We start from the raw sequence: 15,705 nt of genomic DNA, 5'->3' as shown, positions 1-15,705 counted from the left end.
ACCTGCGCTAAATCTAGTGATTGTAAATGTTCAAACGGTTGAGCGCTCTGCGTAAAGAAACTTCTGCACGCCGTAATTCATCCGGATTATGTGCTTTTTTAGCTTCTTCGATCCGTTTTTGTGCTCTTTGCTTAGCATTTTGTGCCCGCTGGGCATCGATTTTTTCCTTGGGCTCAGCAGCACCAGCAACGATCGATAAAACGTTTTGTGAAAACTCTAAAAAGCCTCCGCTCACCGCAATTTCATCGTACTTGCCATCAGCTAACTGCACCCGCACTTCATCGATCGCCAACGAAGCCAACACCGGCAAACGATTGGGCATGATCCCTAGTTCGCCTTGCGTCGTCTTGCAGACTGCAAAGCCCGTCTTTTTTTCGTAAACACTACCGTCAGGCGTAACCACATTCACAGTTAATTCCGGTTTATCAGCCATTGATAAGACCTCCTTAATTGTGCTGCTTCATTTTTTCAGCCTTAGCGACAACTTCTTCAATCTTACCTACCGAACGAAAGGCATCTTCAGGTAGATCATCGTATTTACCTTCAAGAATCTCCTTGAAGCCCTTGATCGTTTCTTCCAACGGTACGTAAGAACCTGGTTGGCCAGTAAAACTTTCGGCCACGTGGAAGTTTTGCGATAAGAAGAATTGGATCTTACGCGCACGAGCCACGATCAATTTTTCATCGTCAGACAATTCGTCCATCCCTAAAATAGAGATAATATCTTGCAATTCACGGTAACGTTGCAAAACGTGCTGGACTTCCGTAGCTACGGCATAGTGTTCTTCTCCCACGATTTCGGGTGACAAAGCAACAGAAGTCGAAGCCAACGGGTCAACAGCCGGATAAATTCCTTGCTGCGTCAATGAACGTTCCAAGTTAGTCGTCGCATCCAAATGGGCAAATGTCGTTGCCGGCGCCGGGTCGGTATAGTCATCGGCAGGCACATAAACGGCCTGGATCGAAGTAACTGATCCCTTCTTAGTAGAAGTGATCCGTTCTTGCAATTGCCCCATTTCAGTAGCTAAAGTTGGCTGGTAACCAACGGCTGAAGGGATCCGCCCTAGCAAAGCTGAAACTTCTGAACCAGCTTGGGTGAAACGAAAAATGTTATCGATAAATAACAACACGTCTTGGCCTTCAACATCACGGAAATATTCGGCAATCGTCAAGCCCGTCAAAGCAACCCGCATTCTAGCACCAGGCGGCTCGTTCATCTGACCAAAGACCATCGCAGTCTTCTCCAAAACACCGGAGCTTTTCATTTCAAAGTATAAGTCGTTACCTTCACGGGTCCGTTCACCAACACCGGTAAAAACTGAGATCCCGTTGTGTTCTTGGGCAATGTTATGGATCAATTCCTGGATCAAAACGGTCTTACCAACACCAGCGCCACCGAACAAACCAATCTTACCACCCCGAACATACGGAGCCAGCAAGTCGATCACTTTGATCCCGGTTTCCAAAACTTCGGTACTCGTGTTCAATTCATCGTAAGCAGGTGCATCACGGTGAATCGGATCACGACGATGATCTGCATCGAATTTAGGACCATTATCAATGGTATCGCCTAAAACATTGAAGACCCTACCTAGAGTATCTTTACCTACTGGAACGCTGATCGAAGCACCAGTATCAGTTACTTTAGCCCCACGTTGTAAGCCATCAGATGAATCCATCGCAATCGTCCGCATTACGCCGTCACCCAATTCCAGGGTAACTTCCACGGTCAATTGTGTGCCATCATCACGGTCAACGGTCAAGGCATTATTAATATCAGGTAAAGTTTCATCTAGCGGGAATTGAACATCAATGACTGGCCCAATAACTTGCACTACTTTACCAGAACTCATGCACTAATTCCTCCTTACTTATTCCAGTGCCGCTTGGGCACCGGTAATTTCGGTTATTTCAGTTGTAATCGCACTCTGACGTGCACGGTTATATTGTAATTCTAATGAAGCGATAATGTCATTAGCATTATCCGAAGCTGCACTCATCGCGGTCGAACTCGAAGCGTGCTCGGACGTTTTAGCATCCAAAATAGCCCCGTAAATCAAGCTTTCTGCGTACTGAGGTAACACAGCTCCTAACACAGCTTCTTCAGAAGGTTCAGTTTCATAAGCCAAACTATAGCCATTCTGATCAGTCTCTTGTTGTTGCTGGTGCTGCTCTAAACTTTCAGGCGAGATCGGCAACATTTTTTCACCACGAAAAGTCGAAGTCAAGGTATTGACGAAATGATCGTAGCAAACGAACAGTTCATCGAATTTTTGTTCGTTATACATTTTAATGATTGCTTGCACGATCGGCCGGACTTCCCTAAACGTCGGAACATCACTGACGTCACGGTATTCATAAATAATATCGTAACCCCGTTTCTTAAAGAAGTCAGCTCCAGTACCACCGATAGCAATGATTTCTACTTTTTGGGTGTCGGGTTGCTGTTTAGCGATCAACTCCAACGTTTGCTTAATGACTGTACTATTATAGCTACCCACCAAGCCACGATCCGAGGTAATTACTATGACCCCCGTCTTTTGGATCGGTCTTTCCTGTAATAAGGAAAGTGCACTGACTTCTTTAGTACCAGCGGTTTGCTGCGGAGCTTCATCCAGTAAATGTGACGAAGCCAAATGGCCGATAACCGAATGAATCTTAGCAGCATAGACCTGATAACTAGTAGTATGGCGCTGAATCTGATTGAGTTTAGCCGTCGAAACCATTTGCATCGCAGCGGTGATCTGCCCGGTTTTTTTAGTGGACGTGATCTTACGCTTAACTTCTTGTAAAGACGCACCCATCAGTAATCACCTCTATTCATGACTTACTTGGAAGGTCTTAGCAAATTCCTGAATCGCTGCATCCATTTTATCTGTATCTGGCAGTTGACCGGTTTTAGCAATTTCTTCCAACAAGTCCGTGTGATTACTATCAAAATCAGCAAACATTTCGTCTTGGAAACGTAAAACTTGGTCTACTGGAATTGCATCCAAATAGCCGTGAGTCAACGCATACAAAATCACAACCTGTTTTTCTACGGCCAACGGCTTATGCAACGGTTGTTTCAAAACTTCAACCGTTCTTTGCCCCCGATTCAACTTAGCTTGGGTAGCTTCATCCAAATCAGAACCAAACTGTGCGAATGATTCCAATTCACGGTAAGAAGCTAGGTCCAGCCGCAAAGTACCAGCAACTTTTTTCATAGCCTTGATCTGCGCATCGCCACCAACACGAGAAACCGAAGTCCCGGCATCGATCGCAGGACGAACACCAGAATAGAAGTTATCACTATCCAAGAAGATCTGTCCGTCGGTGATCGAAATCACGTTGGTTGGGATATAAGCAGAGACGTCGCCCGCTTTAGTTTCAATAAACGGTAACGCGGTCATCGAACCGCCGCCCAGCTCATCGTTTAACTTAGCAGCCCGTTCCAACAAACGAGAATGTAAGTAGAAAACATCGCCCGGGTAAGCTTCACGACCAGGTGGACGTCTCAAGATCAATGACAGTTCACGGTAAGCATCCGCCTGTTTGGATAGATCATCGTAAACGATTAACACGTGTTTGCCGTTATACATAAACTCTTCACCCATCGCTGCACCTGCATACGGAGCGATCCATAACATCGGTGCTGGTGAAGAAGGACCAGCAGAAACCACGATCGTATAGTCCATTGCGCCGTATTTACGCAAAGTTTCTACCTGCGTTCTAACGGTAGATTCCTTTTGGCCGATCGCCACGTAAATACAAATCATATCTTGGTCTTTTTGGTTAATGATCGTATCGATCGCAACCGAAGTTTTCCCGGTCTTACGGTCACCAATGACCAACTCACGCTGTCCTCTACCGATCGGTACTAAGGCATCGATCGCCTTTAGCCCTGTCTGGAGGGGTTCAAAAACAGATTGTCGTTCCATTACGCCCGGAGCTTTACGTTCGATCGGTCGTGTCTTAGTCGTCTTGATCTCACCTTGACCATCAATTGCTTGGCCTAAGGGATTGACGACCCGACCGATCAGTTCTTCGCCCACCGGAACTTCCATGATCCGACCAGTTCTTTTAACAGTATCGCCTTCACGAATATTCTTAAAAGAACCTAAAATCACGATCCCGACATCATTAGTTTCCAGGTTTTGCGCCATGCCATATGTTCCATCCGAAAACTCCAATAGTTCATTAGACAACGCATTATCTAAACCGTTGGCCCGAGCGACCCCGTCACCAACGTAAGTAACTGTTCCGACTTCATCGACCGTGAGCTCACTTTGATAATTCGCCAGCTGTTTTTTGATCAGCGTACTGATTTCTTCAGCCTTAATGCTCATAAAAGTCTCACCTCTTCAAATCAATTTAATAACAGACGTTTGATGTTATCTATCTTAGACTTGACCGAACCGTCGTAGATCTGATTTTGGGCTTGTAAAATCACGCCCCCAATAATTTGCGGGTCTACGGTCGGCTCGATCACTACTTTTTTAGCACCAACGACCTGACCAAAACGCGTTGCCAGTTGTTGTTTTTGCGCATCGTCTAAAGCAACTGCAGTCGTAGTTTTGACCCGGACCGTCTCATTTTTAACATCATTCAACCTGTTAAATTCATCTATAATATCGTTAATATTTTGCAACCGACCATAATCAAACAACATCTGTAATAGATTAGCTATCAAAGGTGATGCGTCTTGCATCAATGTTTGTAGCATTGCTTGTTTATCCCGTAATTTGATCTGGGGACTGACAAAGAAAACAAGCAATTGCGGTTGTTCACTCACAACTTCTTTGAGTGCAGCAAGTTCGGCGACAAGCGCTTGACTATCAGCTTGTTGCTCAACTAATTCAAATAGCGCTTTGCCATACCGATTTGCTACTTCAGCATTACTGAGCGCCATTTTGCTTCCCCAACCCTTCAATATATTGATCGACTAATTGTTTTTGATCATCTGCAGTTAATTCCTTTTGGATGATCTTAGTTGCAATTTCAACCGATAATTCTGCTACGTCATTTTTAACACTGTCCAGTGCTTCTTGTTTTTGACGAGCAATTTCTTTTTGAGCATTTGTTTTCAGTGAAGTTGCGTCAGCGGTTGCTTGCTGCACAATTTGTGCGCGCTGTTGTTCACCGCTGTTTTTAGCACGGTCAACGATTTTAGCCGCTTCACTGTGTGACTCACTTAAAGCGACCTCGCGTTTTTTAGCTAGTTGCTCTGCTTTTTGCCTAGCACCTTCGGCCGAATCAAGGTCAGTTGCGATCTTATTGGCTCGTTTTTGTAACATTTCTTGGACCGGACCCCAAGCAAAATGTTTTACTAATGCCATCAGCAAAACAAACAGAATTAGGTAAAAAAGAAAATCGCCCCATTGAACCTGAGCAACACCAAGTACAAATGGTGTATTCATTTAGTGACGCCTCCTTCCAACTACTAAACCGTTATTTATTTTGCATACAATAAGAAAGCAATCACGATCGCGATGATCGGCACAGCTTCGATCAGGCCGACACCAATAAACATGTTAGTCCGTAATTGTCCGGATAATTCAGGTTGACGAGCCATCGATTCCAACATCTTCGAAATAACCAAGCCATTACCTACACCAGTACCAACAGCAGCGAGTCCAGCGGCTAAACCTGCGCCGAGTAAAGCTAATCCAGTTGTCATAATAAAAGTTCCTCCTTAAATTTAAAGAAATATTCTACTCTTCCTGCACTTTTTGTGAAATATAGACCATCGTCAGTGTAACAAAAACGTAAGCTTGAATTGCACCGATAAAGACCGAAAAACCTTGCCAAATCATCTCTAAAGGAATTGCAGGAATAAACGTGATAAATCCTTTGAGTTTAGCAAATGAACCGATCGTTGTCATTAATACTTCGCCAGAGAAAATATTACCATACAAACGAAGGGCTAAGGTCAAGAAATTCGTAAATTGTTCCAGCACGTTGATTGGAAATAGTAGCTTCAACGGACTCAAATACGAATTTTTAAAGTAGCCCTTAAAACCAAACTTGGCAACCCCGCAAAAGTGGGATAAGACTAAAACCATAAAAGCCAACGTCAGGGTCGTAACTGGAGATGAAGTCGGGCTTTTTAAGTAATTAGTATCACCAACCGTAATCTCGATCATCAATCCGATCTGATTGGAAACAAAGATAAATAAAAAAAGAGTGAAAGCTAGCAAGCCATACTTTTGACCCTCTTCATCAGGGAGTACTCCCTTGACGATCCCATTTGTGAAATCAACCATCCACTCAAACGCATTTTGCTTACCAGTTGGCTTTAATTTAATATTGCGCGAAAACCAGATTGCAATGATCAACACAATCGCCGCGGAAACCAGTCCCGAAAGACAGTTGCCAACGTTAAACGGTATTCCAAAAAGCGTCAATACTTGGGCTTTTTCGTTCACAAAGTTTCACCTCTTTTCATCAAAATATGGAAATAGAATGGTTTAACCAAACTGTAAGGTAAAATAACTCAGGAATAAATTTCCTGATACAAGTGAAATCATACCACCATTTTACGGAAAAACAAAGACCTTGAAAAAAATAATTTGCCGTAAAATTGCCTTTAATTAAAGGAAGGTTAAAAATATCGTTTTCATTATTAACGGCTGGCCATCCGCCAAAAGGGGCAAAAATATTGTGCACAATTTATAAAACTATGGAGGACTGCTACCTTGTTGTCCCTACCACCCGAGAATATAAAAAAGGCCAAGACAAAATAACCTTGCCCTGGTCTTTTTAATTTTCCTAAATAATTAACGTGCTCAAAACATACTAATCCCACTCAAGCGCAGCACCAGTACCAGTTATTTGGTACCAAATAACCGGTCACCAGCATCGCCTAAACCTGGAATTATATACCCATTTTCATCGATGCGCTCGTCTAAAGCCGCAGCGTACAAGTCAACGTCAGGATGCTTTTCCCGTAAGGCCTTCACCCCCTCGGGAGCAGCCACCAAGCAAACAAACTTGATACTGCGAGCGCCACGTTTTTTCAGGGCGTCGACCGCCATAATTGCAGAACCACCAGTTGCTAACATCGGGTCGACCACGATCATTTCGCGGCTTTCCAAATGATCTGGCATTTTAACGAAATACTCGTGGGGTTGCAACGTCTTTTCATCCCGGTACATTCCCACATGGCCGACTTTGGCTGCCGGGATCAGCTCTAAGATACCATCGACCATTCCTAAACCGGCGCGCAAAATCGGCACGATCACTACTTTTTTACCAGAAAGTTGTTTTTCGGTCGCAGTCGTGATCGGCGTTTCAACCTCAACGTCTTCCAGTGGCATGTCACGCGAAACTTCGTAAGCCATTAATTCGGCAATCTCATTAACAACTTGCCGAAACTCCCGTGTCCCACAATTTTTATTACGGATAATAGTTAACTTATGCTGAATCAACGGATGATCTAAAATTTCAAATTTTCCCATTGCTGAGCGCACGCCCCTTTCTTAATCCGTATTCCATTTTAATAGAATTCGCTACTCTTTACCAGCAAAAATTTAGTTAATTTGAAATTAGGATTTAGGACTGAAAACCTGACCGCCAGCAGCCTTTCTCAAACGGTTCATGTACGCCGCGCCTAAACCGTCGTCCGGCCAGGTTTGGGCCAATACCCAGTTGACTTTTTGTTCGTCATCAAAATAACGCAAACCGCTAAATAACCGGTGCGTAGCAGACGTCACGTCAGCACCTAAATCATACAGCACAGCGTTTGCGGGCAATTGTGGTAACTGCACACCGCAAGCCAATACCCCGATTTTTTCTTGTTGCTCACTTGCCCACCGAAGTGCTGCGGGCCACTGCTCGGGAGCAACCAGCAAAACCTGCGCGTCGGGAGCATAGTGTTTATATTTCATTCCCGGTGCCTTAGGAACTTCTTTTTCCCCGACGTGATGTTGTTCAGAAATGACTTCCTGTCCTAAAAAGTCACTTAGTTCCTGTGCAGAAACCGCCCCCGGACGCAAAATCGTCGGCGTCGGCACGCTAAGGTCTAAGATCGTTGATTCTACCCCAAACTGTGCGGGGCCGTCGTCCAAGATCCCGGCGATCCGCCCGGCCAAATCGTGATAAACGTGTTGCGCCGTTGTCGGACTAGGCTTGCCCGAAGTATTGGCAGAAGGTCCGACTAACGGTACCCCGGCCGTAGCGATCAGCTTACGAGTCGCCTGATTAGCCGGCATCCGAAAAGCGGCGGTTTTCAACCCTCCCGTCACAACAGCTGGCAGTGAGCCTGGTTTGATCGTAAAAATCAAGGTCAGTGGCCCGGGCCAAAATTGGTTCATCAGTTTTTGCGCCGTTTGATCCACCTGTTGAATATAGTGTTCGGCCATTTGTTGCGAACAAACCGTTACGATCAACGGATTATCGGAAGGCCGCCCCTTAGCTAAATAAACCCGCTTGACGGCCTGTTCGTTAGTCGCGTCTGCCCCTAAACCATAAACGGTCTCCGTGGGAAATGCGACCAGCTCACCTAATTTAAGTTCTGCGGCAGCCGCTTCGATCTGGCTTGTCGTATATATTTTAGTGATCACCATTTACCTTCATTCCTTCGTTAAAATTTAACCCTGACCATTCGTTCATGATCACTGATATCACGGCGGACAGTCACTTGAGCCTGCGGAAAAGTCTTTGCAAAGATTCCCCTAACGGCCGCCCCCTGCTGATAACCGATCTCTAAGTAAAGCTGGCTACCGGCATGAAAATACTCACCTGCCGTCAACTGCTCAGCCAACTGGCGGTAAAAAAACAGCCCTTGGTCAGCGGCAAATAAAGCCGTCGCCGGCTCATGCAACAAAACACTTTGATCCATTACCTTTTTTTCGTCAGCGGCAATATAAGGCGGGTTGCACACCAATATGTCAAAAATCTGCCCCGCTACTGGAGCCAACAGATCACCTTGGACCACCGTAACATCCAACTGTAACGCAGCGGCATTTTCTTTAGCCACTGTTAACGCGGCGGGTGAAATATCACTTAACGTCACCTGCCAGTCCGGGCGCTCTTGTTTTAACGCCAACCCGATTGCACCCGAGCCGGTACCGATATCGATCACGTTTTTATTTGCTAGATCATTATCCGTTAAAACCCATTCGACCAATTCTGCCGTTTCCTGACGGGGGATCAAAGTCGCGGGGGTTACCTTGAGTTTTAGGCCGTAAAACTCCGCGGTCCCGAGTAAATACTGGGGGGGCCACCCTTGACAATAAAGCCGCACGTTTTGTTTAAAATGAGCCAAGTGTTCAGCGGGCATCGGCAGCCGTAAATTTACTAAAAAATCCGTCTGTGAAAAAGCCATTTCTCCCAACAACAGTAGCTGAACGCCGGATCGTTCACAACCGTGTTTGTCAGCAGCTAAAAAAGCGCGTTGCTGAACCGCTAGCAAAGTGGGCTCAGTCATTTAAATTTTCCAACGCCTTGGTTTGCTCGTACAAGATCAGCGCGTCGATCACCGGTTCTAATTCCCCATTCATGATCCGGTCTAATTTGTTTAACGATAAACCAATACGGTGATCCGTCACCCGGTTTTGGGGATAGTTGTAAGTCCGGATCCGCTCGGAACGATCCCCTGTTCCTACGGCAGATTTCCGATTTTGGTCATATTCGCTTTGTTCTTTAGAAGCATAGTAGTCGTAAACTCGCGCCTTTAAAATCTTCATCGCTTTTTCCCGGTTTTGTTGTTGCGAACGTTGGTCTTGCATCGCTACTACGATGCCTGTCGGTAAATGGGTCATCCGCACAGCACTAGAAGTCTTATTGATATGCTGACCACCGGCACCAGAAGAACGGTAAACGTCGACCCGAATGTCTTTAGGATCGATTTCAATCTCAACGTCTTCTTCTTCGGGCATCACGACTACGGTTGCCGTAGAAGTATGTACCCGGCCGGCTGATTCAGTAACTGGTACCCGCTGGACCCTGTGCGCGCCACTTTCGTATTTGAGCTTGGAATAAACGCTCTTGCCGTTGATCAGTAAGGCGATTTCTTTAAAACCGCCGACTTCGGTCACGCTCTTATCGACCACCGAGATCGACCAGCCCTGTTTTTCAGCGTACTTGCTGTACATTGAAAAAAGGTCCGCCGCAAATAAACTGGCTTCGTCACCACCAGCTGCTCCCCTGATCTCCATGATGATATTTTTATCGTCGTTAGGGTCTTTGGGTAACAACAAGATCTTGATCTGTGAGGTCAGTTCTTCTTTTTGCTTTTTAGCAGCGGACAACTCTTCTTTGACCATCGCCGCCATTTCATCGTCCAGGTTTTCTTGCAACATTTCAGTATCATCAGTGATCGTTTGTTGCACTTTTTTATATTCCTGGTACTTGCTGACGGTTTCCCTGAGGTCCGCCATTTCCTTGGACAACTTGGTAAACCGCCGTGTATCGGCAATCACTTCCGGGTCGGAAAGTAATTCTCCCAACTCGGCGTAACGGTCTGCTAACATCTGTAATCTTTCAAATAATTTATCCATCAGTTACTTCCTTTATCACTTTGAGTTTCGGCAGTTAAAGGTGGTGCAAAATAATGCTTACGGCACACGGGATAATAACGCTCATTGCCCCCGATTTGGATCTGTTCTCCGGTATAAAGGGGTCCTTGCTCGCTAAAACGCAGGTTCATGATCGCTTTTTTATTGCAAAACCAACAAATTGTTTTCATTTCTTCGATCTTATCGGCATACAATAATAAGTATTTGGAACCTTCGAACAATTCGTTTTTAAAATCATTTTTCAAACCAAACGTCATGACCGGGATCTCCAAGTCATCAACAACTTTAGTAAGGTCAAAAACGTTTTGCTTCGTCAAAAACTGGGCTTCATCGACTAAGACACACGCCACTTGTTGCCGGTTAGTTTCCTTAGTGATCACCGCCAACAAGTCGGTTTCCGGGTAGACTGGAATGGCTTGGCGCTGCAATCCTACTCGACTAGCGATCATTCCTACGCTTTCACGGTCGTCTATTCCACTGGTGAACATCAAAACGTGCTTGTCTTGTTCCTCGTAATTATGAGCAACTTTTAGGATCTCGATCGACTTACCACTGTTCATCGCGCCGTAACGGAAAAATAATTGGGCCACCTCAATCACTCTTTTCTCAAAAATTGTCAAGTTTTAGTATAAATGATTCTGCCCCAAATTTCATTAATCCACTATTATTTTAGTAATTCTCCAGATAAAAGTAAAATCACTACTGAAAACTAATTTTTTTATGATAAGATAATGCTATTAAAATACCTGTAAGGAGTCTTTAGATGACGCTCAATTTAGCTATTGCGGCCGGTAGATCTGCACACTGGTTTTTGCATAAATTCAGTCACGGGGGCACGTCTTTGCCCGGAAAAATCACGCTGGCACTCGATCATGACGTTTTGACCAAACTGGCTCGTGATTACGAGATCATTCTGGTCACCGGTACCAATGGTAAGACCTTGACGACCGCTTTGACCGTTAAAGTCTTACAAGCAGCTTACGGCCACGTTTTAACTAATCCCAGTGGTTCTAACATGAAACAGGGGATCGTGACGGCCTTTTTAAGCGACCACCCTGCTAAAAATAGCACCAAAAAAATCGCCGTGTTAGAAACGGACGAGGCCAACGTTCCCATTATTTCTCGTTACCTCAAACCAGCGGCCTTTGTGTTGACCAATTTATTTCGGGACCAAATGGACCGCTACGGTGAAATTTACACCACTTACCGTAAAATACTGGATGGGATCAAAATGCACCCGCAAGCAATGGTGATCGCTAACGGTGACGCGCCGATCTTTAATTCCGTTGAGCTGCCTAATCCCGTGATCTATTACGGTTGTGACTACCAAGAAGAACACGAACAACGGGCTCCCGCTAACACCGACGGGTTATTATGCCCCAGTTGTCAACACATTTTACACTACCATAGCCGCACTTACAGTAATCTGGGCCACTATTACTGCCCCAACTGTAATTTTACCCGGCCAAAATTAAAACATCATGTGACTAAGATCAGCCAGCAAACGCCCCAATCAACGACTTTTACTATCGACGACCACCAAATCAACCTGCAGATCGGGGGAACCTACAATATCTATAATGCCTTAGCCGCATACACCGTCGGTCGTTTCTGTGGCGTGAGTGGCACAAAGATCGCCCAGACACTCAGCAGCGCCGACAGTAAAGTCTTCGGGCGCCAGGAAGTGATCACCGTCGAAAACAAAGAAGTCACCTTGATCTTGGTTAAAAACCCGGTCGGACTGGACCAAGTTTTAGAAATGATCACTAGCGACGACCAACCATTTTCCTTAGCGATCTTGCTAAACGCCGAATACGCCGACGGCATCGACACCAGTTGGATCTGGGACGGTTCTTTTGAAAAGCTGCCATTTGACAAGATCCCCTTTGTGTTGACCGGAGGAAAGCGTTACCGTGATATCACCTTTCGGTTACAGGTCGCAGGCGTGCCGGCAAACAATTTTTACCAAGAACCGGAATTAGCACAAGTCGTCGAGCAGATCAAAAAGATGCCGACCAAACACGTCTACGTATTAGCCACCTATACTGCCGTGTTGCAGCTACGTAAATTACTGACACAACAAGGCTATTTGATTGGAGGAATGGACTGATGCAATATTCACTAAACATCGCTCACTTATACGGCGATTTGTTAAACACGTACGGCGATGTGGGTAATATTTTAGTATTACGCTATTACGCCAAACAAATGGGCGTGACACTCGAGTCACAAATTGTATCCTTAAACGACGATTTTGTCGGCGAAAACTACGACCTCTTCTTATTTGGCGGCGGACAGGATTATGAACAACTGATCGTCTCCCAAGACCTCCCCCGTAAAAAGCAGGCGCTGGAAAAATTTATCACCAGCGACGGTCCCGGACTAGCGATTTGTGGCGGTTACCAATTATTAGGTAAGTATTATATCAGCGCACAAGGACAAAAAATTCCGGGGGCGGGCATTTTACCCCACTACACTAACAGTCAAAATAACAACCGTTTTATCGGCGACATTACCATTCAAAACGAAACGACCGCAGAAAAATACCACGGCTTTGAAAACCACAACGGATTGACTTACCTCGGTGAAGACGAACGACCGTTAGGAAAAGTCCTTCAGGGGCATGGCAATAACGGCGAAGACGGGGGCGAAGGAGCAATTTACCACAACGTTTACTGCTCGTATTTTCACGGACCGATCCTCGCACGCAACGGTAATTTAGCCAAAAGACTACTGTTATTAGCGCTGCACCGCAAGTACCCGCAGACGGACTTAAGTGAACAGGAAAAATTGGTAATTAAACCGACGTATTAAAAACGGCTAGTTAAATGTAGGTGGCTGCCAGCTGAAGCGCAATCATGAGTTACTTTTCAGCATCGTTTACTCACAAACATAACAAAAAGAGACTGGAACAAAATTCTGTTTTTCCCAGTCTCTTTTTTGGTCTTTTATTATTTACGCATCTTTGCCCGGCTCCGAAACGATCAAAGTCATTTCTCCGGTCAACCGCCACTTTTTCACCTGATACGGCAAAATAAAATGTGTTCCCTTTTGCAGCTGGTAAGTCTGGCCGTCCACCACGATCTCGCCGTGACCAGCGACTACCGAAACTAACGTGTATGGTGCCTCTTGTCTAGTAAAAGCGGCACTACCACCATTTAACCGCCAACGATAAACTGCAAAATAGCGGGTCGCCACAAACTGGGTGACCGCAGCTTGCCCCACCAAATATTCCCGGTGAGCTAACTCGGGCATTTTAAACGGCACCGTCGTACAATCCAGTGACTGCTTAATGTGCAGGTCGCGTTTTTTACCCGTTGTTTGGTCAACACGATCAAAATCATACAAACGATAAGTCGTGTCGCTACTTTGCTGGGTCTCAAGAACCATGATCCCCTTGCCTACCGCGTGGATCGTCCCGCTGGGAACGTAGATAAAATCACCAGGCTTCACCGGCTGGTAGCGAAACAGCTGTTGCCACTGCTGGTGTGCGATCATGTCGGCTAACTGTTCTTTTGTCTGCACGTGATGCCCGTAAATCAACTTAGCTCCCGGTTGTGCCGCTAACACGTACCAACACTCAGTTTTACCCAGTTCACCCTCATTTTCCTGCGCGTACCGGTCGTCTGGATGGACCTGAACCGAAAGATCTTCTTTAGCATCTAAAATCTTGGTCAGTAGCGGGAAAACTTCCCCGCGTGCGTTACCAAAAACTTCGCGGTGTCGTTGCCAAACCTGGTCTAAGGTCATTTGTTTAAACGGCCCGTTGAGCACCGTCGCCGGTCCGTGTTTGTGCGCGGAAATCGCCCAGCACTCCCCGGTATGATCACTGGGGATCTGGTAACCAAATTCGGTTCGTAACTTGTCACCGCCCCAAATTTTTTCGTGAAATACCGGCTGTAAAAATAATGGTTCACTCATTAGATCACTCCTCTTATCATTAATTATGGCTTTTCTGCCAAATACGTCGCGATCAGTTGGTCGCGTGCCAGCAAAAAACGCGCGTTACGAGCCGTCGGATGAACCCGGTTAGTAAAAACTACCAGCGCGTCTTGTTGAAAACGATCCACCAACAGCAACGTTCCCGTATAACCCGTGTGATATAAACAAGGCTGGTGTTGCCGGTTGTAGCGCAGATCCCAGCCTAAGGTGCGCCCGCCTCCCGGACCCGGCGTGTACTTACGAAATAACGACCGCAGCGTTTTTTCCGGCAAAAAAGAATCCTCCTGCGCTGGCGCCAACACCCAACAGACAAATTTAACCGCGTCGTGGAGCGTCATAAAAAGCCCGGCCGAAGCACAGTGTTTGCCCAAAACAAAAGCCTTAGGGTCATGAACGATCCCCTGGCGCAAACCGTACTGATCGTAAGTCGTCGGCACGCACTGCGCGGGGGCCGGACTAAATGTACTTTGCGTCAGGCCAAGCGGTTGTAGCACCTGAGTCGTCAACACGTCTTGGACCGGGCGGTGGTAAATTTGTTCCAACACCTGCCCCAATAAGATCATACCGATGTCGGTATACTTGATCCGACGCCCCAAACCAGGACCGGTACTAAGCTGTTCGTAAATCGCAGTTAATAATTCGGTTGCATTCAGCTGGTCGCGGTGTGGGATGTAGCCACTGATAGCCGCCGTATGTGTCAGTAAATGCAAAAGCGTCACCCGCCGATCCTTGAAACGCGGCAACAGATCCGCGACCCGCGAATTCAAGGATAAGCGCTTGATTACAAGTAATTTTAAGATCAAAGTGGTAGTGCAAACTACCTTGGTCAAAGAAGCAACGTCGTAAAACAATCCCTCTTGTAGTGGCCGGCTTTGTGGTTGAACTTGCCGCCGCCCCAAAACCGCACTTTGAATTTGACCATGGTGCACCAACGCATAAGACACACCGGGAACAATATTTTGTTGTACTAATTGGTGGAGCATTTTAATTGTTTGTGGATTTATTGTTTTCATTAGCTAAAAATCATTATAATTTAAAAATAACGAGGAAACAAATTTAAATTTACACCAAAAAAGAGGCTGGGACAAAAGCCCGGTTAGCAGTTGAGAACTAGCCTAGACGGTGTCAAATTGCGCTCTTGGCAATTTAACAGCGACGTAGCTAGCCGCAGACTGCTGGCTTTTCGGAGCGCAACTAATCTATCCTTTCAAGAAAATAAAACACTAAAAATAGAGGGATTGGAACAAAATCACATTTTTGTCCC

The 15,705-nt window shown here is 45.8% G+C and carries 17 protein-coding genes; 2 read left to right on the top strand and 15 right to left on the bottom strand.

Annotation, left to right across the window (positions count from 1 at the left end):
- Nucleotides 1-13: 13 nt before the first annotated feature.
- The 13 genes from ACSYSK_RS04090 to ACSYSK_RS04030 form a co-directional block, all read right to left on the bottom strand.
- Nucleotides 14-433, bottom strand: a complete 420-nt coding sequence (locus ACSYSK_RS04090; protein ID WP_491715635.1) for a F0F1 ATP synthase subunit epsilon — start codon at nucleotides 431-433, stop codon at nucleotides 14-16.
- Between the two features lie 13 nt (nucleotides 434-446).
- The gene (gene atpD / locus ACSYSK_RS04085; protein ID WP_491715634.1) at nucleotides 447-1,853 is read right to left on the bottom strand and encodes a F0F1 ATP synthase subunit beta; all 1,407 of its coding nucleotides are present in this window, start codon (nucleotides 1,851-1,853) and stop codon (nucleotides 447-449) included.
- Between the two features lie 18 nt (nucleotides 1,854-1,871).
- A complete protein-coding gene (locus tag ACSYSK_RS04080) occupies nucleotides 1,872-2,804 on the bottom strand; it encodes a F0F1 ATP synthase subunit gamma (protein ID WP_491715633.1) in 933 nt (310 codons plus the stop codon).
- A 12-nt stretch (nucleotides 2,805-2,816) separates the two neighbouring features.
- A complete protein-coding gene (atpA, locus tag ACSYSK_RS04075; RefSeq protein ID WP_491715632.1) occupies nucleotides 2,817-4,328 on the bottom strand; it encodes a F0F1 ATP synthase subunit alpha in 1,512 nt (503 codons plus the stop codon).
- A gap of 20 nt (nucleotides 4,329-4,348) precedes the next feature.
- Nucleotides 4,349-4,891 carry an ATP synthase F1 subunit delta gene (atpH, locus tag ACSYSK_RS04070; RefSeq protein WP_491715631.1) on the bottom strand — a complete coding sequence of 181 codons (543 nt, stop codon included), beginning with the start codon at nucleotides 4,889-4,891 and terminating at the stop codon, nucleotides 4,349-4,351.
- Nucleotides 4,878-5,399: a F0F1 ATP synthase subunit B gene (gene atpF, locus ACSYSK_RS04065; RefSeq protein WP_491715630.1), complete on the bottom strand. Its 522-nt coding sequence runs from the start codon at nucleotides 5,397-5,399 to the stop codon at nucleotides 4,878-4,880. Before atpF ends, atpH begins: the two co-directional genes overlap by 14 nt.
- 35 nt (nucleotides 5,400-5,434) lie before the next feature.
- Nucleotides 5,435-5,659, bottom strand: coding sequence for a F0F1 ATP synthase subunit C (atpE, locus tag ACSYSK_RS04060; RefSeq protein ID WP_491715629.1), 225 nt, complete (start codon nucleotides 5,657-5,659; stop codon nucleotides 5,435-5,437).
- Between the two features lie 34 nt (nucleotides 5,660-5,693).
- Complete coding sequence (gene atpB / locus ACSYSK_RS04055; protein ID WP_491715628.1) at nucleotides 5,694-6,407, bottom strand: F0F1 ATP synthase subunit A; 714 nt, start codon at nucleotides 6,405-6,407, stop codon at nucleotides 5,694-5,696.
- Between the two features lie 402 nt (nucleotides 6,408-6,809).
- The gene (gene upp, locus ACSYSK_RS04050) at nucleotides 6,810-7,439 is read right to left on the bottom strand and encodes a uracil phosphoribosyltransferase (protein WP_491715627.1); all 630 of its coding nucleotides are present in this window, start codon (nucleotides 7,437-7,439) and stop codon (nucleotides 6,810-6,812) included.
- A gap of 87 nt (nucleotides 7,440-7,526) precedes the next feature.
- A complete protein-coding gene (locus ACSYSK_RS04045; RefSeq protein ID WP_491715626.1) occupies nucleotides 7,527-8,546 on the bottom strand; it encodes an L-threonylcarbamoyladenylate synthase in 1,020 nt (339 codons plus the stop codon).
- Between the two features lie 17 nt (nucleotides 8,547-8,563).
- A complete protein-coding gene (gene prmC / locus ACSYSK_RS04040) occupies nucleotides 8,564-9,409 on the bottom strand; it encodes a peptide chain release factor N(5)-glutamine methyltransferase (protein ID WP_491715625.1) in 846 nt (281 codons plus the stop codon).
- Nucleotides 9,402-10,481 (bottom strand): peptide chain release factor 1, encoded by a 1,080-nt coding sequence (prfA, locus tag ACSYSK_RS04035; protein WP_491715624.1) that lies wholly within the window; start codon nucleotides 10,479-10,481, stop codon nucleotides 9,402-9,404. The genes prmC and prfA overlap by 8 nt, the downstream gene beginning before the upstream one ends.
- On the bottom strand, nucleotides 10,481-11,089 hold the full coding sequence (locus ACSYSK_RS04030; protein WP_491715623.1) for a thymidine kinase: 609 nt from the start codon (nucleotides 11,087-11,089) through the stop codon (nucleotides 10,481-10,483). The genes prfA and ACSYSK_RS04030 overlap by 1 nt, the downstream gene beginning before the upstream one ends.
- Nucleotides 11,090-11,262: 173 nt before the next feature.
- Between ACSYSK_RS04030 and ACSYSK_RS04025 the strand changes: the two genes are divergently transcribed.
- Both ACSYSK_RS04025 and ACSYSK_RS04020 read left to right on the top strand, forming a co-directional pair.
- Nucleotides 11,263-12,609 (top strand): MurT ligase domain-containing protein, encoded by a 1,347-nt coding sequence (locus tag ACSYSK_RS04025; RefSeq protein WP_491715622.1) that lies wholly within the window; start codon nucleotides 11,263-11,265, stop codon nucleotides 12,607-12,609.
- Nucleotides 12,609-13,313, top strand: a complete 705-nt coding sequence (locus ACSYSK_RS04020; RefSeq protein WP_491715621.1) for a type 1 glutamine amidotransferase — start codon at nucleotides 12,609-12,611, stop codon at nucleotides 13,311-13,313. Before ACSYSK_RS04025 ends, ACSYSK_RS04020 begins: the two co-directional genes overlap by 1 nt.
- Before the next feature lie 141 nt (nucleotides 13,314-13,454).
- Here ACSYSK_RS04020 and manA read toward each other — a convergent pair whose 3' ends face one another.
- Both manA and ACSYSK_RS04010 read right to left on the bottom strand, forming a co-directional pair.
- Nucleotides 13,455-14,420 (bottom strand): mannose-6-phosphate isomerase, class I, encoded by a 966-nt coding sequence (gene manA / locus ACSYSK_RS04015; protein ID WP_491715620.1) that lies wholly within the window; start codon nucleotides 14,418-14,420, stop codon nucleotides 13,455-13,457.
- 23 nt (nucleotides 14,421-14,443) lie between these two features.
- Nucleotides 14,444-15,445, bottom strand: coding sequence for a serine hydrolase domain-containing protein (locus ACSYSK_RS04010; protein ID WP_491715855.1), 1,002 nt, complete (start codon nucleotides 15,443-15,445; stop codon nucleotides 14,444-14,446).
- Nucleotides 15,446-15,705 lie beyond the last annotated feature (260 nt).

Source organism: Ligilactobacillus sp. ESL1201, from assembly GCF_058503265.1.
This window is presented reverse-complemented; position numbering and strand designations above follow the sequence as displayed.